This is a genomic window from Robertkochia sediminum (genome assembly GCF_016786255.1).
GTDB classification, from domain to species: domain Bacteria; phylum Bacteroidota; class Bacteroidia; order Flavobacteriales; family Flavobacteriaceae; genus Robertkochia; species Robertkochia sediminum.
The window spans coordinates 288410-313566 of the sequence record NZ_JADMKT010000077.1 but is presented as its reverse complement, the minus strand read 5'-3'; the positions used below and the strand labels follow the sequence as shown (position 1 = coordinate 313566).

Annotated in this window: 22 protein-coding genes; 12 read left to right on the top strand and 10 right to left on the bottom strand. The window is 46.4% G+C overall.

Going from position 1 to position 25157, the window contains the following annotated elements; translation table 11 throughout:
• The first annotated feature begins 312 nt into the window (after positions 1 to 312).
• From IS446_RS11270 to IS446_RS11260, 3 genes are all read left to right on the top strand, one after another.
• Complete coding sequence (locus IS446_RS11270; RefSeq protein WP_235996478.1) at positions 313 to 1707, top strand: aldehyde dehydrogenase; 1395 nt, start codon at positions 313 to 315, stop codon at positions 1705 to 1707.
• Positions 1708 to 2436, top strand: coding sequence for a nitroreductase family protein (locus IS446_RS11265; RefSeq protein ID WP_203060748.1), 729 nt, complete (start codon positions 1708 to 1710; stop codon positions 2434 to 2436).
• Positions 2437 to 2902: 466 nt separating this feature from the next.
• Positions 2903 to 3475 carry a hypothetical protein gene (locus IS446_RS11260; RefSeq protein WP_203060745.1) on the top strand — a complete coding sequence of 191 codons (573 nt, stop codon included), beginning with the start codon at positions 2903 to 2905 and terminating at the stop codon, positions 3473 to 3475.
• 55 nt (positions 3476 to 3530) lie between these two features.
• On the opposite strand, the gene IS446_RS11255 is transcribed toward IS446_RS11260, so the two are convergent.
• The 5 genes from IS446_RS11255 to IS446_RS11235 are packed head-to-tail and all read right to left on the bottom strand — an operon-like array spanning position 3531 to position 8128.
• Complete coding sequence (locus tag IS446_RS11255; protein ID WP_203060743.1) at positions 3531 to 4370, bottom strand: 5-oxoprolinase subunit C family protein; 840 nt, start codon at positions 4368 to 4370, stop codon at positions 3531 to 3533.
• Positions 4354 to 5088: a 5-oxoprolinase subunit PxpB gene (gene pxpB, locus IS446_RS11250; RefSeq protein ID WP_203060741.1), complete on the bottom strand. Its 735-nt coding sequence runs from the start codon at positions 5086 to 5088 to the stop codon at positions 4354 to 4356. Before pxpB ends, IS446_RS11255 begins: the two co-directional genes overlap by 17 nt.
• A gap of 3 nt (positions 5089 to 5091) precedes the next feature.
• Positions 5092 to 5808, bottom strand: coding sequence for a LamB/YcsF family protein (locus IS446_RS11245; RefSeq protein WP_203060739.1), 717 nt, complete (start codon positions 5806 to 5808; stop codon positions 5092 to 5094).
• On the bottom strand, positions 5808 to 7010 hold the full coding sequence (locus IS446_RS11240) for an Nramp family divalent metal transporter (protein WP_203060737.1): 1203 nt from the start codon (positions 7008 to 7010) through the stop codon (positions 5808 to 5810). The genes IS446_RS11245 and IS446_RS11240 overlap by 1 nt, the downstream gene beginning before the upstream one ends.
• Positions 7007 to 8128: a DUF2891 domain-containing protein gene (locus IS446_RS11235; protein ID WP_203060735.1), complete on the bottom strand. Its 1122-nt coding sequence runs from the start codon at positions 8126 to 8128 to the stop codon at positions 7007 to 7009. Before IS446_RS11235 ends, IS446_RS11240 begins: the two co-directional genes overlap by 4 nt.
• Positions 8129 to 8321: 193 nt before the next feature.
• Here IS446_RS11235 and IS446_RS11230 point away from each other — a divergent pair, with 193 nt between their 5' ends.
• The 7 genes from IS446_RS11230 to IS446_RS11200 all read left to right on the top strand — a co-directional run bounded on the left by IS446_RS11230 (position 8322) and on the right by IS446_RS11200 (position 15939).
• Positions 8322 to 8504 carry a hypothetical protein gene (locus IS446_RS11230; protein ID WP_203060733.1) on the top strand — a complete coding sequence of 61 codons (183 nt, stop codon included), beginning with the start codon at positions 8322 to 8324 and terminating at the stop codon, positions 8502 to 8504.
• Between the two features lie 322 nt (positions 8505 to 8826).
• Positions 8827 to 9318, top strand: coding sequence for a hypothetical protein (locus IS446_RS11225; protein WP_203060731.1), 492 nt, complete (start codon positions 8827 to 8829; stop codon positions 9316 to 9318).
• 20 nt (positions 9319 to 9338) lie between these two features.
• Positions 9339 to 11207, top strand: a complete 1869-nt coding sequence (locus IS446_RS11220) for an adenylate/guanylate cyclase domain-containing protein (RefSeq protein ID WP_203060729.1) — start codon at positions 9339 to 9341, stop codon at positions 11205 to 11207.
• A 329-nt stretch (positions 11208 to 11536) separates the two neighbouring features.
• Positions 11537 to 12034 carry a hypothetical protein gene (locus IS446_RS11215; protein ID WP_203060727.1) on the top strand — a complete coding sequence of 166 codons (498 nt, stop codon included), beginning with the start codon at positions 11537 to 11539 and terminating at the stop codon, positions 12032 to 12034.
• Positions 12035 to 12043: 9 nt separating this feature from the next.
• Positions 12044 to 13978, top strand: coding sequence for an adenylate/guanylate cyclase domain-containing protein (locus IS446_RS11210; protein WP_203060725.1), 1935 nt, complete (start codon positions 12044 to 12046; stop codon positions 13976 to 13978).
• 76 nt (positions 13979 to 14054) lie between these two features.
• On the top strand, positions 14055 to 15476 hold the full coding sequence (locus tag IS446_RS11205) for a serine hydrolase (RefSeq protein ID WP_203060723.1): 1422 nt from the start codon (positions 14055 to 14057) through the stop codon (positions 15474 to 15476).
• Positions 15477 to 15570: 94 nt separating this feature from the next.
• On the top strand, positions 15571 to 15939 hold the full coding sequence (locus IS446_RS11200) for a septal ring lytic transglycosylase RlpA family protein (RefSeq protein ID WP_203060721.1): 369 nt from the start codon (positions 15571 to 15573) through the stop codon (positions 15937 to 15939).
• An 18-nt stretch (positions 15940 to 15957) separates the two neighbouring features.
• Here the strand turns inward: IS446_RS11200 and IS446_RS11195 are convergent, their stop codons facing one another.
• Complete coding sequence (locus tag IS446_RS11195) at positions 15958 to 17496, bottom strand: YifB family Mg chelatase-like AAA ATPase (protein ID WP_203060719.1); 1539 nt, start codon at positions 17494 to 17496, stop codon at positions 15958 to 15960.
• Positions 17497 to 17884: 388 nt separating this feature from the next.
• On the opposite strand from IS446_RS11195, the gene IS446_RS11190 reads away from it, so the two are divergent.
• A complete protein-coding gene (locus tag IS446_RS11190; protein ID WP_203060718.1) occupies positions 17885 to 18217 on the top strand; it encodes a hypothetical protein in 333 nt (110 codons plus the stop codon).
• Between the two features lie 160 nt (positions 18218 to 18377).
• Positions 18378 to 18665: a hypothetical protein gene (locus tag IS446_RS11185; RefSeq protein ID WP_235996477.1), complete on the top strand. Its 288-nt coding sequence runs from the start codon at positions 18378 to 18380 to the stop codon at positions 18663 to 18665.
• 406 nt (positions 18666 to 19071) lie between these two features.
• On the opposite strand, the gene IS446_RS11180 is transcribed toward IS446_RS11185, so the two are convergent.
• The 4 genes from IS446_RS11180 to IS446_RS11165 form a co-directional block, all read right to left on the bottom strand.
• Positions 19072 to 20724: a sodium/sugar symporter gene (locus IS446_RS11180; RefSeq protein ID WP_203060715.1), complete on the bottom strand. Its 1653-nt coding sequence runs from the start codon at positions 20722 to 20724 to the stop codon at positions 19072 to 19074.
• A 211-nt stretch (positions 20725 to 20935) separates the two neighbouring features.
• Positions 20936 to 22783, bottom strand: coding sequence for a CocE/NonD family hydrolase (locus tag IS446_RS11175; RefSeq protein ID WP_235996476.1), 1848 nt, complete (start codon positions 22781 to 22783; stop codon positions 20936 to 20938).
• A gap of 26 nt (positions 22784 to 22809) precedes the next feature.
• Positions 22810 to 24144 carry a tRNA lysidine(34) synthetase TilS gene (tilS, locus tag IS446_RS11170; RefSeq protein WP_203060713.1) on the bottom strand — a complete coding sequence of 445 codons (1335 nt, stop codon included), beginning with the start codon at positions 24142 to 24144 and terminating at the stop codon, positions 22810 to 22812.
• Between the two features lie 2 nt (positions 24145 to 24146).
• Positions 24147 to 24977: an alpha/beta hydrolase gene (locus tag IS446_RS11165; RefSeq protein ID WP_203060711.1), complete on the bottom strand. Its 831-nt coding sequence runs from the start codon at positions 24975 to 24977 to the stop codon at positions 24147 to 24149.
• Between the last annotated feature and the right edge of the window lie 180 nt (positions 24978 to 25157).

The following is a 25157-nucleotide window of genomic DNA, read 5'->3' as shown; positions in this document are numbered from 1 at the left end:
TCGCTCCGCTCCGGCACTCGAACTGACACACCTATTACTTGTTACTTATTACCTTTAATCCTCTGAAGCTTTAGCGAAAGAGGACTTTACCCCTTTTACCTGTTACCTATTACTTTTTACTTGTTACCTCAAATAAAAAAGGCCTCCCCAATGGAAGGCCCGAACAAATTATATCCATATCCTTCCTGCACTACTGTGAACGGATCACAATAATGTTGACAGGAATAATATTGATAATTTGTTTTGTCATCGAGACAATATTAATTATAATTTTCTAATTTGTGAAGCATCAGAAAAAATTTAACGCTTTTCATGAAAACAATGCAATTGGAAGCCAATGCGAGCGCTATCGTCAAGGAACAGCGTCTTTTCTTCAACAGCGGAAAGACCAAGGACGTAACCTTTCGAAAAGCTTCGCTTAAAAGACTTTACCAGGAGATCATTGCCCGGGAGACCGAGATCTGTGAGGCCGTAAAGCGGGATTTCAACAAATCGGAATTCGAGGCTTTGCTATCAGAAACCCAGTTTACCCTGGCCGAGCTCAAGCATACCATAAACCACATTAAAAAGTGGTCGCGACGCAAATCGGTACTGCCCAGTCTGGCGAATTTCCCGTCGTCTGACGCCATCTATAAGGAACCCTATGGAAGCGTACTCGTTATCGCCCCGTGGAACTACCCTTTTAACCTGGCCATGGCACCCCTTATCGGGGCTGTTGCAGCAGGAAATACCGCCTGTATAAAACCTTCGGAACTCACGCCGAACACCTCTGCCATCATCCGCGAGATCGTTACTGCCGTATTCGAACCCGGACATGTACAGGTCGCTGAAGGAGGTGTCGAGGTAGCCCAGGACCTGCTGGCACAGCGCTGGGACTATATATTCTTTACCGGAAGCGTTCAGGTGGGTAAGATCGTCTATAAGGCTGCAGCCGAGCATCTCACCCCCGTAACCCTTGAACTTGGAGGTAAGAATCCGTGTATCATCGATGCTACAGCCAATATTCAGCTTACCGCCCGCCGACTGGTATGGGGAAAGTTTCTCAATGGCGGACAAACTTGTATTGCGCCCGACTATTTGCTGGTAGAGCGAAGTGTGAAAGACGACCTGGTGAAAGCCATACGCGAAGAGGTCACCAAAGCCTATGGGGAAGATCCGCAACGCTCTCCCGATTATCCGCGTATCGTAAACAAAAAGCAATTCGACCGTCTCAATGCCATGCTGGATGGCGAGTCCTTACTTATGGGAGGTGTCACGAACAGGGACGACCGCTATATTGCTCCTACCCTCTTAGACGAGCCGGACCTGGACAGCGAGGTGATGAAAGACGAGATCTTTGGTCCGATCCTTCCGGTACTTACCTGGGATAAGGAAAAAGAGATACACCATATCATATCCCGCTACGAAAAGCCACTGGCCTTCTATGTCTTCAGCCGGAAAACGCGCAAAGCCAAAAGGATCATGAGTCAGTATAATTTCGGAGGCGGATGTATTAACGATACCATTATTCATATCGCCAACAAGCGACTTCCTTTTGGAGGTGTGGGCAATAGCGGTATCGGAGCCTACCACGGGAAAAAGAGTTTCGATATCTTTACCCACCACAAACCCGTAGTGAATCGGGGTACGTGGATGGATGTGCCCATTCGCTACGCTCCGTACAGTAAAAAGACAAATCTTGCCAAACATATAAGAAAGCTATTCTAAATGGAAAAAACCGTAAGTGAAGCGATACAATACCGTCGCTCTGTGAGGGTGTTCAAAGATGATGAAAACCCCGATCCGGAAGTTGTACGCTCATGTATCGAAGAGGCTACCCTCGCCCCTACATCAAGCAACCTGCAGCTCTGGGAGTTCTATCATATTGTTTCTGAAGACACCCTGGAGAAAATGACGGAGGCCTGCCTGGGGCAGAATGCCGCAAAGACGGCCAAACAAATGGTGGTCGTGGTAAGCCGTAAGGACCTTTATAAAAAGCGTGCCCAACAAAATATCAATTTCCTCAAGTCGGTCTATGGCGACAAGCCTGAATCGGAATACAGCAGGAGAGAGAAGTTTGCCCTGAACTATTATAAGAAACTCATCCCCACCATCTACACCGACTTCCTGGGGATCCTGGGACAGCTCAAATACATGGTGTTTAATGTCATCGGACTCTTCAGGCCGGTATACCGGCAAGTGCGACGCAGCGATATGCGAATCGTGGCCCAAAAGAGCGCCGGACTCGCAGCCCAGACCTTTATGCTGAGCATGGCCGCCAAAGGATACGATACCTGCCCTATGGAAGGTAGCGATACCCTGAGGGTTAAGAAACTGCTGGGCATCCCTTCAAGCGCAGAGATCAATATGGTGATCGGCTGTGGGGTACGCGCAGAGAACGGGATCTACGGACCTAGGTTCAGAGTTCCCTTTGAGGAGACGTATAAGAGGGTTTAGTGAGTGGTGAGTGGTGAGTGGTGAGTGGTGATAAAAATATTGACTGGAAATAAATTAGACAACCCCATCCGATTTTGCTTCGCAAAACCACCTTCCCCTTGAAGGGGAAGGATATCGATCAATCATTAGAAAGAATGGAATTCGATCCCAACATTTAAATCACCATTGTAAAACAAAAGCACGATCTCTTCCCCTCCCAGGGGAAGGTGGCAGCGCAAAAGCGCTAACGGAAGGGGTTTATAAGCCTAACTAATAATCCTCATAACTTCAACCGTTACACCTTAAAAACACTCCCACTCAAACCCCTCCGCTGCTAACGTCTACATAACCATTTGATAACATGAACTTTCCACTGCTGCACACATAGTTCCTACACCGTTTTTTCAGGTCTGTAAACGTTAAATTTTCTCCATTAACCTTGTATTGCTTTGATTTGGATCATAGGTTGAATTAAAATGGAGGCGCTATGAATAACACTACATCTTATATTAATATGTATGAACGTCTTTCTTCTCAGACGATGACCGATTTTGAGAAGATACAGATGCTCATTGAAAATGAAAATGATGAGGCACCGGATCAACTGTATTCGCTGCTACGCGACATGGAAGATATGTTCCGCAGAAATAAGCTGGTACAGTTCATGGATATCGCCAAATACAGAGCAAAACTACGCTCTTCGCAGATCGCTATCGATCGTCGTATCCCCAGACCGAAATTACAACTGGAAGCCGCTTCCAATCTCTTGCCTACGATAACAAAAACGGTAAAAGAAGCAATGAAACCATTAGAAGAAGGAATCCTGGAGATCAAGGCAACTGTCAGAGAACTGGTCGAAGAAGCCTATGATAGTAATCTTGTGCATTACAATAACGGACTCAATTTTTCGGAGTTCATTCAGGCCCTTTGGCGATTGCTCATCAAAGACGAACGCTTCAAGCCTAAAACCTTAGGTCTGCTTGATCGTATCTCTAAGAATGAAGCCCTCGAATTACTCGCAGAAGAGGTAAACAGAAGAAACGCGCTAAAACAAGCTTAATTAGGTTCCATAATTGGTAGAAAGGTTGCCTTTACTCACGTAAATGGCAGCCTTTTTATTTGATACGAAACAGAAACTGATCTCCGGTTTTCTTCTGACTCAAAAAGGCTAGTCCTTCATCTGAAAGCTGCAAAATCCGGGGATACCCCCCCGTGGTCTGCGCATCTTTCATCAGGATAATAATGCGTCCGTCAGGAGTGAGTTGCACCGTACCCGGTAGCGTTGAAGAGGTAAGTATGCTGTGACTATGCCCCAGGATCTTCTCTTGAAGCTGATATGCCATACGATTGCTTTCGTTGGCGACCTTGAAGATGCCCTTCTCCAGCTGTGACTTTTGATCGGCACTTAAAAGATCGTACTCCGGACCTTTATACACCTCGATGTAATCACCCTCCAGGTTTTCCTGTGGATATTCCGGTACATTCTTAGTGCTTTGTTTCCCGGCTTTACCGGTTTCCAAACTATCACCCTTTTTGAGCATGGCCCTTGCGGTTACCGGCTTATACCACGACCTGCTTCCCAGCACTTCAGGGGTATCGAATCCGCCCTTCACGGCCAGGTAGGCGCGATATCCTTTGACCAACCTACCGAACTTCAGGTGCTGACCTGCCTTTGCTGTATATACCGTATTGTTCTGTAACGCTTCGCCATCCAGTTCAGGAGACAACATGGCACCGCAAATAGCGAAATCACATTCCTTATCAAATTCAAGCTCAGGTCCCGTCATGGTGATCTCCATCACCGCAGCCCCTGCCTTATTGCCTAACAAAAGATTAGCCACACGGGCTGCCCGGGGATCCATGGCACCACTTACCGGCACTCCCTTGTCTCTGAGACCAAACCGCCCCTCGTCCTGAAGGGTCGTAAACAAACCTGGATTAAGCACTTTGATCATCTAACTCTAGGGTTTTAATTTGAAATACTCCTGAGTCTACCTGTATGGTAAACAACTCGTGCATGTCTTTATCAATAGCGTAAAAACGGATCTTATCGCCTACGGAGATCCCACAGGGCGGGTCATTTTCTGCATTAAAGATCTTTATGGGCGAATTCCCGATGATGTTCCAGCCACCAGGGGATTCCTGCGGATAGATCCCGGTTTGTTTTCCGCCTATACCTACCGATCCTGCGGCCACTTTTGGCCTGGGACTTTCCCGCCTCGGGAAGTGCAATGCTTCCGGCAATCCTCCCAGGTACATAAACCCCGGTAAAAAGCCTATGGCATACACCGTATAGGTCGCCTGCGTATGCCCCTCGATAATAGCTTCAGGTGAAGTACCCGAGGCTTGGGCGATCTCCTCCAGATCCTGACAAAAAGGTGCTTCATAGCACACGGGAATGTTCCATAGCTTTCGTTTCTTAGCAGAATTCCCACTTTTCTCATCATAGAGCTTGCGAAGCCCGGCAGTAAGATCCTCAGCTTCCATAGGCTCCCTGCTTATAAGGGTGAGCGAATTATAGGCCGGTACCCGCTCTAAGGTGGGCATCGCTTCAGCAATACGCCGACTGAAAGCCATGATATCGGTAAGAATGTTTTCACTGATCTCCTCCGGCCACTCTATTAACAGGGCTCTTTCTCCAAACGGACGGTATTTTAATTCAAAGTTCTGCAAGTGTCAATAGTTTAGGTGCATTTTTAAATATTCGAGATTCGCCACGGCATTGGCCGTATCTGAATGCATACAAATGGTATCGGCTTTCAGGGGCTTCATATGTCCTTCTACGGTGGTTACCCATCCGCGCAGGATCTCCTGCACATGAGCGAGCACCTTTTTATTCTCGGTGATCAGGGCTTCGGGGTCCCGGCGACTTACCAGGGTAAGATCATCGTTATAATTGCGATCGCCAAAAGCTTCTACTGCCACCTTAAAGCCTGTTTCCAATGCCATTCGCTCCAATACCGAATCAAAGGGAACGTACAAAAGGGTATTTGCCTTGTAAGGCTCCAGTACCTCCAGATAATTACGGGCAAGAGATTCATTTACCGCCAGGTCGTTGTATAATGCACCGTGCGCCTTGATATGGTGAAGGTCTTCCGTATGCCCCCCAAGTACCTCAACGAAATCGTCGAGCTGCTGTTTCAGATTCGACTTAAAGGCCTCATCTTCCATCTTAAGGGAAACCCGACCAAAATGTTCCCGATCGGGATATGAAGGGTGCGCTCCAATGGCGACCCCGAATTTACGTGCCAATTCGACCACTCTCTTCATCGTAGCCTTATCGCCGGCATGCCCTCCACAGGCAATATTACAAGAATGTATGAGCGGCATAAGCGTGGCTTCATTGTCCAAACCTTCGCCCAGATCGCAGTTGATATTAACAGGGGGGTGCATCAAAACAGTTCAAAAACTTTTAATACGCTTTTTACGCCTAAAAAGACCGCAAAAACGACAATAATAAAGGTAAGGATATTTTGAAGGAATGTGTTACGGTATTTTCCCAAGACCTGCGGTCTATTTACGACCCAAAAAAGAAATATGGCGATCACAGGCAAGAGAATGCCATTAGCCACCTGTGCGAACTTTATGAGTTCTATGGGTTTTATATGGAAGGTTTGTACCAATAGCCCGATACCCAATACCAAAAGCCATACCGCACGAAACCGCGGACCTTTAAGCGAGTCTTTCCACCCGAAACAGCTCCTGGCCACATAGGCCGCAGCCAGCGGTGCTGTTACTGCCGAGGTAATACCTGCAGCAAACAATCCCAGACCAAGAAAATAACGGGCCATCGGACCATACAGGGGTTCCAGGCCTTCAGCAAGGGCTACTACGGTAGTTACCTCTCCCGAATTTATGGTAGCAGCCGAGATCATGATACTCATAGAAACCAATCCGCCAAGCACAATAGACACCACCGTATCTATTCTTGATGCTTTAAGGTCTTCTTCCCGCTTCCAGCGCTCTTTGACCAGGGAAGCGTGTAAAAACAAATTATAGGGCACCACCGTGGTTCCTACCAATGCGGCCACCATGAGCAAATTGCTGCTATCTGCCCGCGGAATAAAGAGTCCGCGTAGTACCTCAACGAGATCCGGGCCTGTAAGGATGGCGGTAACGATAAACGAAATACTCATAAGGAGCACCAGGAAGAGTAAGCTCCTCTCGAGAATGCGATAACTTCCCGAGAACAATACGGCGGTGGCGATACCTCCGATCACCCACGGATAAGCAGACAGGTATTGGCTGCCAAATATAGCTTCGAGTCCGAGAATGGCCCCACTGATATTACCACCTTCATAGGCCGAATTTCCTACGATGATCGCCGTGATGATAAGCAACATAGCCATAACCCGCATGTAGAGATTGGGGATGTTCTCGTAGATCACCTGAGACAGTCCCTTTTGTGTAATGATACCCACCCGACTTGCCATTTCCTGAAGGATGATGGTAGCGATCACCGAGACCAGCATGGCCCATAGCAAACTGTATCCGAATCCGGCACCGGCCAGGGTACATACCGTTACCGTACCGGGCCCAATAAAAGCTGCGGCTACAAGGGTTCCGGGACCTATGTTCTTAAAGATATGCTTCATGAACCGGCTTTTGCTAGTGCATAAATGGCAAAGGTTCCCAGCCAGTGGGTCCCCTCATAGTTCTCGTCGACCACAGAAGGTAGCGAATAGGCAATATGGGCTGCGGCCACCTCCCTGAGGTGGGCGTATTCCGGCAAGGTCTCAGCGATCCCATAAAGACACCAGGCCCTGCTGAAGTTCACCCCATCGAGGTGCACGAGTTTTCCATCAGAGCGATCGCCTACCCTCCCCGGTTCCAGGGTATAGTTTTTATCGGATAATTGCGGTAAGAAGGCCTTTAACCAGGTCCGGTATGCTTCTTCAGGAAGTACCCGACGCATGAGATCGGCTTCTTCCAGGCAGGGTGACAGGAAATCGCTTCCACCGGGTTCCCAGGATATGGGACAGTTCGTATCTTTCAGGTAATACTCCCCGGCCTTGTCTTGTATGAGTGCAAGGAGTGCTTCGTTGCCTGTAGTTTGAGCATAATCCCACGCAAAGGCGAGTCCGAATGCCGTATTGGGATGTTCCCCAACCCGGATCGGATACAGCAGTTTAGGCAAAAACCTTTGATACCCCTCAACAATAACAGCCGTTAAAGGTTGCAGGTTGGCTTCCAGCTCCCTGGCCAGAGGGTCGTTCCAGGTGTGCAGTTCTTCGGCAAGTTTGAGTAACCAGGCCCATCCGTAGGTACGCTCGTAATTGGCATTTCCTTCCATTTCAAAATAGGCCACCTCTGCCTGTATATGTTCTTTGGAGATATTCTCCAGTAAGCGACTACGAATCTCCGCTTCACCTTCAAGTCCGGGAAATTCCTTTAGCAAACGCACCAGACTCCAATGCCCGTGTACCGACGAATGCCAGTCAAAACAGCCGTAAAAGGCCGGATGCAGTTGCCTGGGAGCGCGTAATTGTGTTGAATCGTTCAGGGTTTGTCCCAATTTGTTGGGATATTCTGTTTGCATGCACTGCAGGGGGAGTTGCGACAAACGGTTCGCTTCGTCAAGACTGAGCTCTGCTACCGGTACCTTGGTCTCCACTGGTGTCGCTTCAGAAACAGGATCTTGCTTTTTCTGTATACATGACACTGTGAATAAAATAACCAATACGAGTAGCGACAGGGTTTTGATCTTCATCATAAGTGAAAGGCTTAGCGGTTAAAGTCCACAGGAACAAGAGACCATACCCCGGGGTATTCCCAAAGCTATGGTGATCGGTTTCAAATGTTCCAACTACCAAAATACTGTTTTTAACAGGAAACAGAAAACCACGTACAGGAATAGTAAGAACTTTCTTTGTATTTTGCTCAGGAATAAATCCGCAACACCACCCATGAGACTGACAAAAACATACATACTCACCGGGATCGTCCTTGCTCAATTTCTGAGTACTTCGATGTGGTTTGCCACCGTTATCAGCATACAGCTACTCACCCTGCTGACCCCCAAGCTCCCGACCACATATTTGCTTTTCCCTTTAGCCCTTGGGCCGGGATCAGACTCTTCTTTGCCCTAAGAACAAGGATCTCAAAAGGGAGGACTTCCCTCAAAGGCAATGCTTAAGTATACTTCAATCCTTTAGTATTTAGAGAAACTCACCTTTATTAAGTGATTGATTTTCAGTATATTTCAACTTCGAACCCCTGCTTAAGCCATCGTTTTGCTGTTCATTCCAGTATTTTCTGAATAGCGGTACTCCCCTTCTTCCATGATAAGACGGTTCATATGCTCCAGATCCTTCCGGTTATTTAGCCCTCATAATTCAATGACTCGTAACCATTAATTGTGTCGCCAAATACATAACACATTAACACGAATACCAACCAAAAACAACCCATATGAAAATGCTAATCAGATGTACTTCACTGGCAGTAGCTCTTCTATTTATTACAACCCTTTCTTCCTGTGAGGTGATCAAACTCAAGGTAGATGCCGCAAGACTCATCGCAGATGGGGAAACAGAAGATTTTAATGACTATGCAACATTCGAGGATCAGGATAATGCCGGCTCCTTAGAATCCTACCTCGCCACCGTTAAAAAAGGAAGGGTGATCACATGGAAAGGGGTTTCCACATCCAAAGGCTATAAAGTGAATATCACCAAGGTCATGTACGAAGAGGGAACCAATCCGTTTCCCGACTCACTGGAAGTCATCAATTACAAGGGAAGCTGGAAAGGAAAACTCAAAAAGGTCGTTAAGGTGAAACCGGTTCGGGTAACCACCGGCGGAGAGGATTGTAAGTACAGCCTCCATTTTACCATTTCACAAGATGGAAAAACCATAACGCAACCCTTAGTGATCGATCCTAAATTACGTATCATGCAATAAGGGTACAGACCATTTCCGAGATGAAATATGTATGTGTTTTCACGATCCGATCGCTCTGCAAAAGCGTTCTTCTGATCTTCCTGTTCTTACTTTCCGTACCTCATTGTTTCGGACAAGAAGACAGATCCCTTGACGGTATGAAGAAGGAATATCTGAAGAAAGACCGCACTTCAAAAGCGCAGTATGAGCTATTAAAAAGTATCATCGAGGAATCTCCCAACATTCATGAAAAACTACAATGGGCAGATACGCTAATGAAGTTTGCCATAGTTGAAAAGAACCCCAAATATAAGATCCTCGCCCATATGAGTAAGGCTTGGGCTTATAGTGATCTTGGAAAACATTACCTGGATATTAAAGAGACTCTGAGCGCTATGGAAATTTCAGATAGTATCGGAGAAAATTCAGGAAGTATCTATAATCATCTGGCAGGGATCTATCAAAAAGTGAGTGATACCGGTGAGGCCATTAAATATTATCACAAATCAATATCCCTTTATGAAAAAGCAGATACTATAAACTATCCTCAATTGGTAAGCAGCTATTACAATTACAGTGATTTCTTTTTAAAAATGAATATGCTGGATTCTGCCTACCTGTATCTGGAAAAGGCCATGGAGGCTACAAAAAAAACATCCCCGGAACTTTCGTCCTTTATAACCCCATTTCTTGAAGGAAATCTGGGGGTCTATTATTTAAAGCAAGGGCAATACAGTAAAGCCGTTCCTCTGATCGAAAAAAGCGCTGAGGAAATCATAGCTACAAATCCTGATGGCGCTGTAGAATATTACAATTACCTCACCAATATGGCTCAGGAACAGGGTGACATGAAACAGGCTCTTAACTATGCTAACAGAGCCATGGAAATAGCTGAAGCAACCAATGCCACCTCCAAGCTGGCAGATACACATCTCAACCTGTATGAAATCGAGAAGACCAAGGGAAATGCCACAAAAGCCCTCGAACATTATATTATTCATCAGGAGTACAAAGACAGTCTGCTTAACCTGAGTTCCATCCAGGAGATGTATAATATGAATAAGAATTACGAGGTAGCCAGTGTTCAAAAGGAGGTTGACCTGATGGAAAAAGAAGCGGAAATACAGGAGCTACGTGCCTACCGCTCAAAGATCATTAGTTTTATTGCTGCAGGAGCCGTTATCCTTTTATTGTTATTGATATTCGGATTGTTCAACCGGTTTAAATACATTCGGAAAACCAGCAGGATCATCGAACAGGAAAAAGAGCGTTCAGACCAACTCCTCAGAAATATTCTCCCCGATGAAACGGCCACAGAACTCAAGATCAACGGTAAGGTAAAGGCCAAACAGTTTGAATCGGTATCGGTACTCTTTGCCGACTTTTGCGGGTTCACGAAATTCTCTGCCAGTATGGAACCCCAGGCATTGGTAGAACGGGTCGATCACTACTTCTCCCAATTTGACAAGATCATGGAAACCTACCAATTGGAAAAGATAAAAACCATTGGTGATGCTTACATGTGTGCCGGCGGACTCCCATTTGCACGGCAGGATCATGCAGAACGGCTGGTGAAGGCAGCCTTCGATATGCTTGAGGTGGTTAAAAAAGTGAAAAATGAGGATCCCAACGACCCTACCCGTTTTGACATCAGAATTGGCATTAATACGGGCCCTGTGGTGGCCGGAGTCGTGGGTACCAAAAAGTTCGTTTACGACATCTGGGGCGATACGGTGAATATCGCCTCAAGGATGGAAACGAACTCCGAAGCCGGACAGATCAATGTTTCTGAAAACACCTACCAACTTATAAAAGATACCTTCGAATGCTCCTATCGCGGTATGGTCGATGTCAAACACAAAGGGATGATGAAGATGTACTTTGTGAATCCCATATCTGAAGCCTTCTGAGGACCGGGTAACAAAAGACATGCTTGCCCGTAATTCTCAGTTTCTCTTCCATTACGATCCATTGATTCCAAGCCGTGTCGGTGGATCATATAAAGCGAAGCACCACAAACCATACCTGTTTGCTCCGGGCGGTAAGGTGATCAGGCTTGACGTTGAAGTAATCATTTACATCGAAATAAGCATGCTATAAACATTTCCTGTTTTGTAAGTAGCTGATTTTACGTATCTTAACATGAATTTTCTAACTAATTTGGATATTTCTCCCCCACTTTTCTTCCCACCTCCTGCCATTGCCTTGGTGTACACTACAATTCAAAAACCTATACATTATGAAAAATCGTATGATGAGCAACCGCTACTTTTGGATGCTTCTTTTTTGTCTTACCCTGGGAACAAACGTTTTAATGGCCCAAGCCACAGAAACAGTAACCTTGTATGTGGATACCGACCGGCTCCAAAACAATACTCCTGCAAATGAAGTAAACAACTATTGTAATTTCGGACAGGATCCTTCGATCTCCAATGAGGATTATCTCATTGAGGTTAATGTGGGAGATGTAGTGAACTGGAGAGGGGTTGCCAATAATGGTGTTGATATTGTAAACATCGAAAAGATCATTGTTCAGGGAGGTCCTAATCCGTTTCCCGCAGATCGGGACGAACTTGATGGAGGTGGTGACGGGGGTAGAGTAGTAAGCGTACAAATGGCGCGTGCTACCGGAAATGAAACCTGTAAATACATGGTGAAGTTTTCTATCCAAAGAGGCGATGCCCCTGTAGCCAGAATCTTTGATATTGATCCGCGTCTACGGGTGATGCAGGAATAGTTCACGTTGATGAAAACATTGCTTCCTCATTCCATAAAAACGCTTATTACCGTAATGACCTTCGTTATTGCGGGTGGACTAACCGTGACAAAGGTTTCTGCCCAAGGTAAAGTGGAAGTTGATTCGCTGCTGAATGCCTACTACGGAGGTAAGCAAAATACAGAGGAACGTATTCAAACACTTTTAGAGCTGAGTTATAATGGCATTATCCCTCCGGAAGACCGTCTGAAATACGCAGACTCCCTGATCCAAATGGGAAAGAAATTTGGATTGCCAAAAAGAGTCTTCAATGGTTATATGAATAAGTCGTACGCCTATTACGATATGAGCGACTTTGAGGGGAATATCAGGGAAAGTCTTATTGCCTTGGAACTAGCCGACAGTCTGAATAACGGATATCAGGGAGCACTTTACGATAACCTGGCCTACACTTACAGTAAAGTGAATAACCCTACGGAAGCAGAACGTTACTTTAGAAAAGCTCTTGAACTTCATCTAAACCAGGAAGAAAAAGATTATGAACATTTGGGGAAATCCTACTTCAACATCAGTGATTTCTACCTCAGGCAAAATAAATTAGATTCTGCCATTAATTACCTTAACCTGGCAGAATCCACATTTGCTAAATTAGGTCCTTCTCCTTATGACTCCATTAGAGATGGTAAGGCTACCCAGATATGTTTGTTAGCCAACCTTGGGGTTTATCATTTCAAAAAGGGAGACTATGATAAGGCTCGCCCACTTATAGAACAGGGAGCACAAGGGTTCCAAGTTATCTGGCCCGAAGCTTCCCTTGAATACTACAACTACCTTATCGATCTGGCCCAGGAACAAAAAAACTATAAACAGGCAGAAAGCTATGCCAAACGGGCTGCCGAGATCGGGAAGAACACTCGAACAAATACCGAGTTGGCCAAGGTCTATCTCAATCTCTACGAGTTGGAACTTCAGAAAAAGGACTATAAAACTGCCCTGGAGTATTACCAGACCCACCGGGCTTATTACGACAGTGCCATTAATCTGCCTACCATTCAACGCATGTCGAACATGCGAAATGCGTTCGAGATGGCCAACAAACAAAAAGAGGTCGACTTGATGGCCAAGGAAGCCGAGATCCAGCAACTTCAGGCCAAACGACAACGAACCATAAGCTATATTTCTGTAGGATTGGTAGTTTTACTGGGGCTGCTCATCTTCGGACTTTTCAATCGGATGAAATATGTGCGCAAGACCAGCAGGATCATCGAGATCGAAAAGAACAGGTCTGATAAGCTGTTAAGGAATATCCTCCCCGATGAGACCGCTTCAGAGTTAAAGAACTACGGAAAGGTTAAGGCCAAACAATTTGAATCGGTGACCGTGCTCTTTGCCGATTTCCAGGGATTCACCAAATACTCAGAGAACATGGATCCGGAAGAACTGGTGAACAGGGTCGACTTTTATTTTTCAAAGTTCGACGAGATCATGGAGCGCTTCGACCTGGAAAAGATCAAAACCATGGGCGATGCCTATATGTGTGCCGGCGGACTCCCCTTTCCTACCGAAGATCACGCAACCCGAATGATCATGGCAGCCTTTGAGATCATTGACTTCGTAGAACAGGTAAAGAATGAAAACCCCGACGACCCGACGCGTTTTCGCATCAGGGTGGGGATCAATACCGGACCGGTGGTTGCCGGAGTGGTGGGTACCAAAAAGTTCGTTTACGATATCTGGGGCGATACCGTAAATATCGCTGCACGAATGGAATCGAATTCCATCCCGGGCCATATCAATATTTCTGAGAACACCTATCATCTTATCAAAGACCGCTTCGATTGCACCTACCGCGGTGAGGTTGATGTGAAGAACAAAGGGATGATGCGTATGTATTACGTAAATCCGATCAACAGCTCACAGCGAAACGAGGTGATCAGGGAAATGAGCATTTCTCAAACCAGTTAATCACGGTCCGCACAATTGGCCCTTGCCATAATTAATCCTTATTTTAGCCGGATACTACCATTTATAAATCCGTTTTATGACCCGGTTCTTAAGCACTGTCTTCACACTTATCCTCCCCTTTTTATCATTCTCACAAACCATCACGGAAGAGATCGGTGAAGAGATCGACAGGCGCGTTTCTGAGAAGATCAATCCCTCGTTGATCATTGGTATCCTCCATGAAGATGGCCACCGGACGTATCACGGATACGGGACTTACCGCAACGATATGGAAATAACACCCGATAGCGCTACACACTACGAGATCGGTTCGGTAACAAAGACCTTTACCGCTACCCTGGCCAACAGCTATTTCACCCAACAAGAAGCCAAGACCCTTGACTTGTTCTTTCCAGGGATCGCAGAGAAAAACACCCGTTTAAAATATATCAACATCCAACAGCTCAAGCACCATATAAGTGGTATCCCCAGGCTCTCCGATCGTTTTGCGCCCAACAACTGGTCGGATCCGTTCAAAGGCTATGGCGATGAACAACTGCACAATGAATTGTTAACGGTAGTGCCGGATACCACCGCCAAGTGGTCCTATTCCAACTTTGGATATGCCATTCTGGGCAAAGCCCTGGAAAAACAGACCGGGAAAGACTTTGATATGCTCATTGCTGAGATCGCCCTCCAGGCCGGAATGCCAAATACCTATACGGCTCATGGCCCCGGGATCGATAGTATCATGGCAGTGCCAACCAACCTGGGAACCACCAATAGCTTCTGGCATTTTGAAGGACCCAGCAGGTATGCAGGGGGAGTGATAAGTACCGCTTCCGACCTGCTCAATTACCTGGAATATCAAATAGCCCAAAATGACTTGTTTGGCCGCTATCCGGTAACAGGGGCATACCCAACGGGCATCAATACCCTGGGAAAAAACCAATTATCGTATAAAGAAGGATGGTTCGTTTACGAGCCTGATGAATACACCCAGATCCTCTTTCACAATGGCGGTACAGGAGGATATACCTCCTTTTTGGGATATAATAAACGTACACGTACCGGGGTCGTAGCCCTTTCAAATTCGGTGACCCTGGCAGACGATATCGCTCTTAAGATCCTCTACCCGGGATTTGAATTAAAATCACCCGAGCGTACGATCGCCTTTGAATTGGCAGCCATGATCGATGCCGGGAATAGCGACAAGCTATTAGAGCGCTATCAGACCCTCAAACAAGCGAAGTATCCGAATAACCTCGTAAATATCTACTGGCTGGAGCGCTTTCATTATGGCGAAAAACATTACGAGATAAGCGATAAGCTCAGCACCATCATGCTGCTGGAGCTCCCGGACGACTGGGAGGTGTTGCACATCAAAGGACAAAACCTCGAAAAGCTAGGGAACTATTTTGATGCCAAGCTTATGTACGAATCGGCCCTGGAACTCAATCCCAAACGCATGGATATCAAAGACAGTATTGCCCGATGTGAAGCGAAGTTGAAAGAATAAGTGGTGAGTTGGGAGTCGTGAATGGTGAATGGTGAATGGTGAATGGTGAATGGTGAATGGTGAATGATGATTTGTGAATAGTGAATAGTGAATTATGAATGCAAAACTTCCTTATACTCTTTTTCTCTTTATATTCTTGTTGATCACGGCCAAGTCCACTGCCCAGGAGACACCTGCAGAGGGCATGGCGTCTTATTACAGTGACACCCTTGAAGGCCGGAGTACAGCAAGCGGGGAACCTTATCAAATGGCATTGTTTACAGCTGCCCATCGCACCTTGCCCTTTAACACCAGGGTCAAAGTAACCAATCTCAGTAATCTCAAAACCGTTATCGTTCGTATCAACGACCGCGGCCCTTTTGTAAAAGGCAGGATCATCGATGTATCACGTGCCGTCGCAGAGGTGCTCGGGATCATTGAAAAAGGGGTTGTAAACGTGAGGATCGAAGTGGTTGAGGATTAAGTGCTTCCTGAATCCAACCTACCCCAACCACCCCTCTCTGTCAAGGCTGCGGTATTGTATAGCTTCTGCTATATGGTGGGTAGCCAGCCTTTCTTCCCCTTCCAGATCGGCGATGGTACGGGACACCTTTAGAATACGGTCATAAGCCCTGGCTGAAAGTTTGAGTCGGTCCATCGCCTGTTTTAGCAGCGCCAGAGAAGCGTCGTCCATGGCACAAAATTCACGAATATTACGGGTGGTCATCTGCGCGTTGTAATGCACATCCTTAAAGTCTGAGAATCGCACCTCCTGTATCTTCCGGGCTTTGCATACCCTCTTGCGAATACTGGCTGAAGCCTCTCCCTTTGCCCTCTTGGAAAGCTCTTCGAAAGGCACGGGATTCACCTCGATATGAATATCGATACGATCCAATAGGGGTCCGCTGATCTTACTCAGGTAACGTTGCATTTCGGCAGGGGTATTCGTTACAGGGGAAGTACCATCGTTAAAATACCCTCCAGGACTCGGATTCATACTGGCTACCAGCATAAAACTACTGGGATAATTTACGGTAAACCTGGCCCGGGAAATGGTGACTTCCCGGTCTTCAAGAGGCTGACGCATGACTTCGAGTACATCCCTTTTAAACTCCGGTAACTCATCAAGAAACAATACCCCATTATGAGAAAGGGAGATCTCTCCGGGTTGGGGATAGCTCCCACCTCCTACTAAGGCTACATTGCTAATGGTATGGTGCGGACTCCGGAAGGGTCGCTGCACCACAAGGCCCTTTCCCTCAACCTTACCAGCCACAGAATGGATCTTGGTGGTTTCCAGGGATTCTTTGAGACTCATGGGTGGTAGTATGGATGGTAATCGTTTTGCCAGCATGGTCTTGCCGGAACCCGGCGGACCGATAAGAATGATATTATGCCCACCGGCAGCGGCGATCTCCATACACCGCTTTATACTTTCTTGTCCGCGAACATCGCTAAAATCCATTTCCGGAAACTCCAGTTGCTCTCCGAACAAGGCCTCCATATCAAGTTTGACGGGTTCGGCAACTGCTTGTCCGGATAAAATATCGATCACCTCCGTAATGTGGTCGAGTCCGTAAACCTGTAACCCTTCGACCACAGCGGCCTCTTCGGCATTGGCCTTCGGAAGGATGAGTCCTTTGAACCCTTCATCCCTGGCCTTGACCGCCATAGGCAATACACCATGAACGGGCTGCAAACCGCCATCTAAGGACAATTCGCCCATGATCACAAAATCGTCCAATTCAGAAGGGATGGCGATCTTACCAGCAGAGATCAAAATACCCAGCGCAATAGGCAGGTCATACGCTGAACCCTCTTTACGCATATCTGCAGGTGCCATATTAATGGTGATGCGCTTTCCCGGTACCCGGTAGCCATTATTGGAAAGCGCAGCCGCGATCCTGTAATTACTCTCCCTGATCGCATTATCCGGTAATCCAACCAAGTGATACCCCACGCCGGGACCAATATGTACTTCGATGGTGATCACGGTAGCTTCTATCCCGAAAATTGCACTGCCATATACCTTTGTAAGCATCCCTAAACTTTTTCTAAATATATAGATTATTTTCTACATCATAAATATTGGGACCACATTCATTGCCCAAGATCTTAACATAAAACCTCCCTAACTCCTTGATAACCTGTTGACAACCTGTTCAAAACCCAAAATTCCGGGATTTCATTTAACAGAATTCCCCTACAATTAGGCCTTGACACCTTTTGTTTAACCTTACTCCCTATTAATTTTAGCTTTAAGTCGTACGTAAAGGTTAGGATTTGAAACTATTTGAAAGAATTTTACTGCTTAATAAAATGTTACTAACCTCTTCTTTTTCAGTTACTTACAACTAAAATCCTGTTCTATATTTGAATATCCTTTCAGGACGATATCAACATTACACCTAACCAAAACAAAGACTATTATGATAAACAAAGAGCTGGACCTTTACATTCAACTCATCATGAAGAAGTTGGTTCTTGAAACCCAGGGAGAGGTCTCGAACAGGCATTATTGCGATCCATTTAAGATGCGGGTGCATCTACAGGGTATCCTGGGCCACAATTACCGCAGTGAACAATACCATAATGCCATCGAGTATATAAACCGCCATCAATATGCTCGTTACGGAGGCATGTACCTCACTGAAAAAGGCGCCCAATATGTAGACCGGCTTATGAGTTTGCAGCAACGCCGGATCACCTTATCGTCCATGCGACGTAAAACGCAGGAACCTGTTCTGGTCCCTGTGGCTTGATCACAACAAACGAATCGCTAGATCAGGGAACACTACTCCCACTTACTACTATTCGCCCTTCCGGAAACATTCGGAAGGGCTTTTTATTATTCCTGCATAACAAAGGAAACCAATTATAAACCGTACCTTTAAGATATTCAACACATTAAATTGCCGGCATATGAATATATCAAAACGATTGTATTTCATGGCAGGCGGTATTCTCTTCATACTGCTCATTCCGTTTGTGGCCATGCAATTCACCACTGAAGTACAATGGAGTTCAGCCGATTTTCTGGTTATGGGCTCCCTGTTACTCTTCCTTGTCATTGGCCTTGAAACGATTTTGAGACTAGTGCGAGGCAAAGGGACACGTACCCTGCTTATTACCACGTTGCTGCTCGTGTTCCTGCTTGTATGGGCAGAACTCGCTGTAGGGGTTTTTAATACGCCTTTTGCAGGAAGTTAATTAAATACCTGTCCCCTTTACGCTCTTTACGCTTTATTCTTGGTTCTGTGGAACGGTTATGCCAACCTTCGCTAAAGCTTTGGAGGGTGATACGGTTACGCCGATACGTAGGTACGAAAAATCAAAATCCACCTTTACCCTTCAACAGATCGCCGCGCTCAGATAATTCGCTCGCAAAGACAGTGATGCAGTGACGCAGTGAAACAGTGACACGGTTATGCGGTTATGCGGTTATGCGGTTATGCGGTTATGCGGTTATGCGGTTATGCGGGAATTTAGCTCTTACAACACCCTAATTCAAAATTTATAATCTATAATTCATCATCTTCATCCTCCTTTACCCCTTTACCTCAAAAAAAAGCCCCGCAAAACTGCAGGGCTCTTTTTACATTAGTTACCTTATGTTCTAGTTCCAGAAGATCGCGTATAAAGCGACCAGGATCACCATAACGGCAAAGGCTCCGATATTGAAGACCGGATCGGTCTTGAACAGGGATTTTGACAATGGAATTCCATGCTCATCATCCTTACCTTTATTCTCCTTCAAACTCACTACAGCGATAATGATCATGGTCAAAATGGCCGTAAGCCCCATTTGATTCAGGAATGGCAGTTCGAGGAATAGCGGACTGTCTGACCAGCCGTTGGGTGCTACCTTAAAGTACATAGCGATCGGGATCGATGCCAGTGCCCCCACAATAGCTCCTTTGTTGGTAGCCTTCTTCCAGAAAAGTCCGAGGATAAATACGGCCAGGATACCCGGACTCACAATTCCGGTATACTCCTGTATGTACTGAAATGCCTGCCCAAGCCCGGCAAGCATAGGCGCGATCAAACACGCTATGACCAGGGCTACTGCTGCCGAGATTCGTCCTACCTTAACGGTAGTATTATCACTTGCGTTCTTATTGATATACGGCTTATAAATGTCCATGGTAAAGATGGTAGAGGTTGAATTAAGCATCGATGCCAACGAAGATACGATAGCTGCTGCCAGTGCTGCAAAAGCGATCCCTTTAAGTCCGACAGGCAGGAACTGTAACAACCACGGATAGGCCTTGTCAGGCTGCTCCAGCGAAGGCAGGTTCACCATGGCCGATTCGCCAAGGCTGGCCATGATCTCCGGATCGTTCACCATCACATAGGCGGCAATACCCGGAATAACCACGATAAGCGGAATGAGTAATTTAAGGAAGGCTGCAAGCAGGATACCTCGCTGTGATTCTTTCAAAGATTTGGCAGCAAGGGTACGCTGAATGATGTACTGGTTGAATCCCCAGTAATAGATATTTGCTACCCACATTCCACCAACAAGCACCCATATTCCGGGAAGGTTAGCAAACTCCGGATTCGATTTATCCAGGATCATCGCAAAATTATCAGGTACACGCTCATAAATGATCTCAAATCCGCGCATAATTCCTTCACCTCCCGATACGGTAGAAAGTGCCAGATAGGTGGTTACCAATCCGCCAAGGATCAAAAAGATCACCTGGATCACATCGGTCCACGCCACCGCCGACAATCCGCCATAAAGCGAATAAGCCGCTGCAAACAACGCCAGTCCGATCACCCCGTAGATCATCGGGATCCCCATAATGGTTTCCATGGCAAGGGCTCCGAGATACAAAACAGAGGTGAGGTTAACGAAAATATAGAGGCCGATCCAGAATACGGCAAGGATGGTCTTCAGATTGGTTGAATACCGTTGTTCTACAAATTCCGGAATGGTATACAGCTCCTTCTTAATAAAGATCGGCAGGAAGAATTTCCCGACGATAAGTAGGGTTAGGGCTGCCATCCACTCGTAAGAGGCGATAGCAAGGCCAACGGCAAAGCCCGATCCGGACATCCCGATAAATTGTTCTGCCGAGATGTTCGCGGCGATAAGGGAGGCTCCGATAGCCCACCATGGGAGAGATTTACTCGCAAGGAAGTAATCTTCTGCGTTACGCTGATGTCCTTTTTTGGTCCTGGACACCCAAAGCCCCACGAAGAGGATCATTGCAGCGTAAGCAATAAACACCGCATAGTCCAGAGTACTAAAAGATGAGGTCATAGTAGTTAGTAGTTATAAGTTATTAGTTAGATAGTTATTGGTTATGGATAAGCAGCTGATGATAGTGCATACCACTGCGCTTCAAAAAATTAAATTTACACAATACCCCAAAAGGGGCAGCTGATATTTATCAAAAAAACATTGGCCGGTTCAAGGCGCATCAATAGCCTGCAACCTTTACACACTGATTACCAGCCACATGATACCCTTTTTATTTCTTCAAAATAGTGAATTCGATCTGTGAATTGTTGTACACCTTATGGGTCTGTGCTTTAAAATCTTCTTCCTCAGCCTCAAAGATATTGTCTACCCAGGTTTGCGGATTCCTGTCGATGTAAGGGAACATGGTACTTTGCACCTGCACCTGGATCTTATGCCCTTTCTTAAAGGTGTGATATACATCCTGCAGTTTGATATTCACCTTTGCTTCCTTATTTGGCGCAAAGGGCTCCGGTTTTTCAAAACTATTTCTAAAGCGTCCGCGCATAACCTCTGAGCGCACCATCATATGATAGTTGCTCATTTTGAGGTGGTCCTGGGTTTCAGGAAAATCTTCGGCATCACCCGGCCATACATCAATAAGCTTAACAGCCCAGTCGGCATCTTGCCCTGTGGTAGACACTACCAATTTTGCCAGGATATCGCCTGCCAGGGTAACATCTTCTTCAAGCACTTCAGTCTCAAATACCAGCACATCGGGCCTGCGTGCCGCAAAACGCTGATCGTCGGTCATGAATTTTCTTGGGGTGAACACCATCTTGATATCCTCTGAATATGGCACCGGCTTAGCGGGGTCACTAATAAATTCCTTATGATCATATACCATGGGAGCAATTTCGGTAAGGGCTCCGGTGTGGTGGAGAAAATAAGATCGTTTCTCTGCTGTCTTGGGTGGCCATGATTCAAATGTTCCCCAGGCATTGCTACCTGTATTGAACACATAGGCTTCCGGAAGTCCGGTATCTCCATTGGCATCACCTTTAAGGTAGTGGTTGAAGAACTTACGTTCTATTTCTCTTTGATAGAACCCGGAGATGCTGTCTCCAAAATACACATTTCCTACAGCCTGTCGCTCCCGATCTCTGGCCCAGTCACCGTGACTCCAGGGACCCATAACGATCGTATTGTAGTTATCGCTCCGTTTTTCAATATTCTTATAGGTTTCCAGCGGCCCGTACAGGTCTTCGGCATCGAACCAGCCACCTACGACCATCACCGCAGGTTCTATATCCTCCAGGTGCTGAATGATCCCTCTCGATCTCCAGAATTCGTCGTAATTGGGGTGCTCCTTGAGCTGTTGCCAGAACACATTATCTTCCTTATAGTAGGCATCGAGGTTAGAAAGCGGCCCCTCATCCATAAAGAACTGATACTGGTCTTTGGTTTTGATCTCCGGAAAGGAATACCACGATTCGGTGGTAGGGGTATCTTTCATATACCCAAAAACGGCCGTAGCCCTCCAGTAACTGAGCAGATAGGCTCCGTTATGGTGAAAATCGTCAAAGAAAAAATCGCCAATACACGCCTGAGGTGAAGCCGCTACCAAGTTAGGGTGCTTACTCAGCAAGGCATAGGTAGCATAGAATCCTGGATAGGATATCCCCCATACGCCAACCTTTCCGTTGTTGTTTTCAACATTATTCACCAACCATTCGATGGTATCATAGGTGTCTGAAGCCTCATCGACCTCCCCTTGTTTCTTTTCCGGGATATAGGCCCGCATATTGTCATAGACTCCTTCACTGTTCCAGCGACCGCGAACATCCTGGTATACGATAATATACCCTTCTTTCATAAGCGTTTCACTGGGGCCGATCTTTGTACGGAATACATCAGCTCCGTAAGGCCTGCAACTATAGGGAGTACGTTGCATGAGTATCGGGTATGGCTTACTGGTATCTTTTGGTGCATAAATGGTGGTATGCAATTTTATCCCGTCGCGCATCGGGATCATCACTTCTTTCTTGGTGTAGTGATCTCTGATCTTATAGTCCGATTCCTGGCAGCTTAACTGAAAAGAAAAAGCCAACAAGAACAGAAGTAGTGATAGTTTTCTCAAAACAATGGTTTTAATGGTTAATGGTTTTAATTTTCGTATCGTGTATGGTTTCGTATTCTAAGGATCTCTTCAGTGTATTCATCGACCCTGAAGCGGTTATCGGCCCTTTTCCCGATCACCCAGACAATGCGGTCCTGGGCATCACAAAGCAGCCACTGTCTTTCTTTATCGGCCATGGAATATTTCTCGTCTTTAAAGAACTTACTCAGTTTTTTACTCCCCTTCAAGCCAAAAGGCTCGAACCGGTCGCCCGGTTGCCATTTGCGGAGTTTAAGCGGATAACTCAGTTTTCCCTCATCGATATAGATCACATCCTTGCCGGTATGGGTAATGGCGTCTACTTGTTCAAAACTCAAGGTTACAGGCCCCAGGAAGCGGGTATTCTTTTTCCTGATCACATAGGCTGTTGCCTGGTCGTTCTCCAGGTCTTCCAGCTTTTGCAAGATCAGGTAATCCCTGTCGCGGAACAACCGGTGGGTAGCCGATAAGACCTTTTTCCCCGTTTGTCCGTGCAGCAAATGCTCTACATCCTGCCATTCGGTAAATCCGTATCGGTGGAAAAAGGCATAAAGATATGCCCCCGTGGGGTCCAGGTTCTTCAGGCTGGCCACAGGAATTTTTACGAGTCCGTCTTCTTTTCTGAACAAGGCCGACCGCATGGCATTCACGTGATCTTCGAGGATGGAGGCACTACCACTAAGGTATTCAAGGGTTTTATTGAAGTTCTGAATAAGGGTGGTGTTCAGGCCTTTGAGTCCGGGAATCACCTCGTGCCTGATCTTATTACGCAGGTATTTGGTATCCCTGTTACTGCTGTCTTCGACCCATTCCAGTTTTTTCTCGCGGGCGTAGGTTTCTATGGCTTCTCGGGAAAAAGGAAGCATAGGCCGCACCACATTACCATTAACCGAAGGTATCCCTGTGAGTCCGTCAAGTCCGGTACCTCTGCTCAGGTTGATCAAAAAGGTTTCCAGGTTATCGTCGGCATGGTGTCCGGTAAGCAGGTAGCGGTACCCATGGGTTTCTATAAGTTCGTAGAACCATGTATAGCGTAACTCTCGCGCAGCAACCTGTGTCGAGACACTGTTGGTTTGCGCATAGGTTTTGGTATCAAAGCGTTTGGTAAATACCGGAAGGTTCCATTTTTCGGAAAGGCTCTCCACAAAGCGGGCGTCACGTTCACTCTCTTCGCCGCGCAGCTGAAAATTACAATGTGCTATGGCCGTTTCGAATCCGCAAACCACCTTACACAAATAGGTGAGCACCACACTATCCAATCCGCCACTACTGGCCACCAATACGGGATCACGACCTAGAAAAGGAAAGTTACGGGCAATATGTTCTTTGAAGGTGTCCTCCACGATCAGGCTTTTAATGTTTTATCGATCCATTCCAATACCACGGTAAACAGCTTTTCCTTATCCAGGTCATTGTGCAGTTCGTGGTATCCTCCGGGAAAAAGTTCAAGATCGACATCCTGAAGTTCTTGTGCAAGTTCTTCTGTAGCGCGGTAACTGGTGATCAGATCGCCGGTACCGTGACACAAAAACACCGGAAGTTGCATTTCCTCCCCATGGGCTTGCATCCATAGGGCAGCCTCTAAGAACGGAAAAACGAAGTTTGGACTTACCTTATCGTGGTTAAACGGATCCTCGATGTACTTTCGCACTTCTTCAGGGTCTCTTGAAATATGCTCCGGATCGAGTCCGCTGGGTAAGGTTACCGATGGTAATACCGACCGCATTAGCTTTCCCATGGTCAATTTCCATGCCGGTGGAGCAAAAGCCATCTTAAGGAACGGACTCGTACTTATGACCCCCGCAAGATTGGGTTTACGCTTCATGGCATAACCCAATACGGCATTGCCACCCATACTATGGCCGTACATGAATACAGGAAGGTCCTGATGGGCTTCACGAACGAGGTTCAGGGTTTGATCGATGCTATCTAAAACCGCCTCATATCCCGGACAATGACCGCGTTTGCCTTCACTGCGCCCATGACCAAAATGATCGGTAGCATAAACCGCTATTCGCGTAGCGAGGAATTCAGGGATGATCGAAGAAGTATAGCGATCGCTATGCTCCCCCATACCATGCACCAGAACCACCACAGCCTTGGGATGCTCGGGTGTCCAGTACTTTCCAACAAGTCGTTTTTGATGGCAAATGAATTCGAAATCACCTTGATGCATAAGCGCTATTTACGTTAGGTGCATAAAGGTAAGAAAAGTTATAAGGTTATGGGGTTACGATGTGACGAGGTTACAAGGTTATGCCCTCCTTCGCTAAAGCTTTCTCCTTCACTTATCAGTTTCGGGGAACAAGTCGGAGGGTAAGGCCGTTAAACAAATTTGCGATTTTGCAGTTTTGCG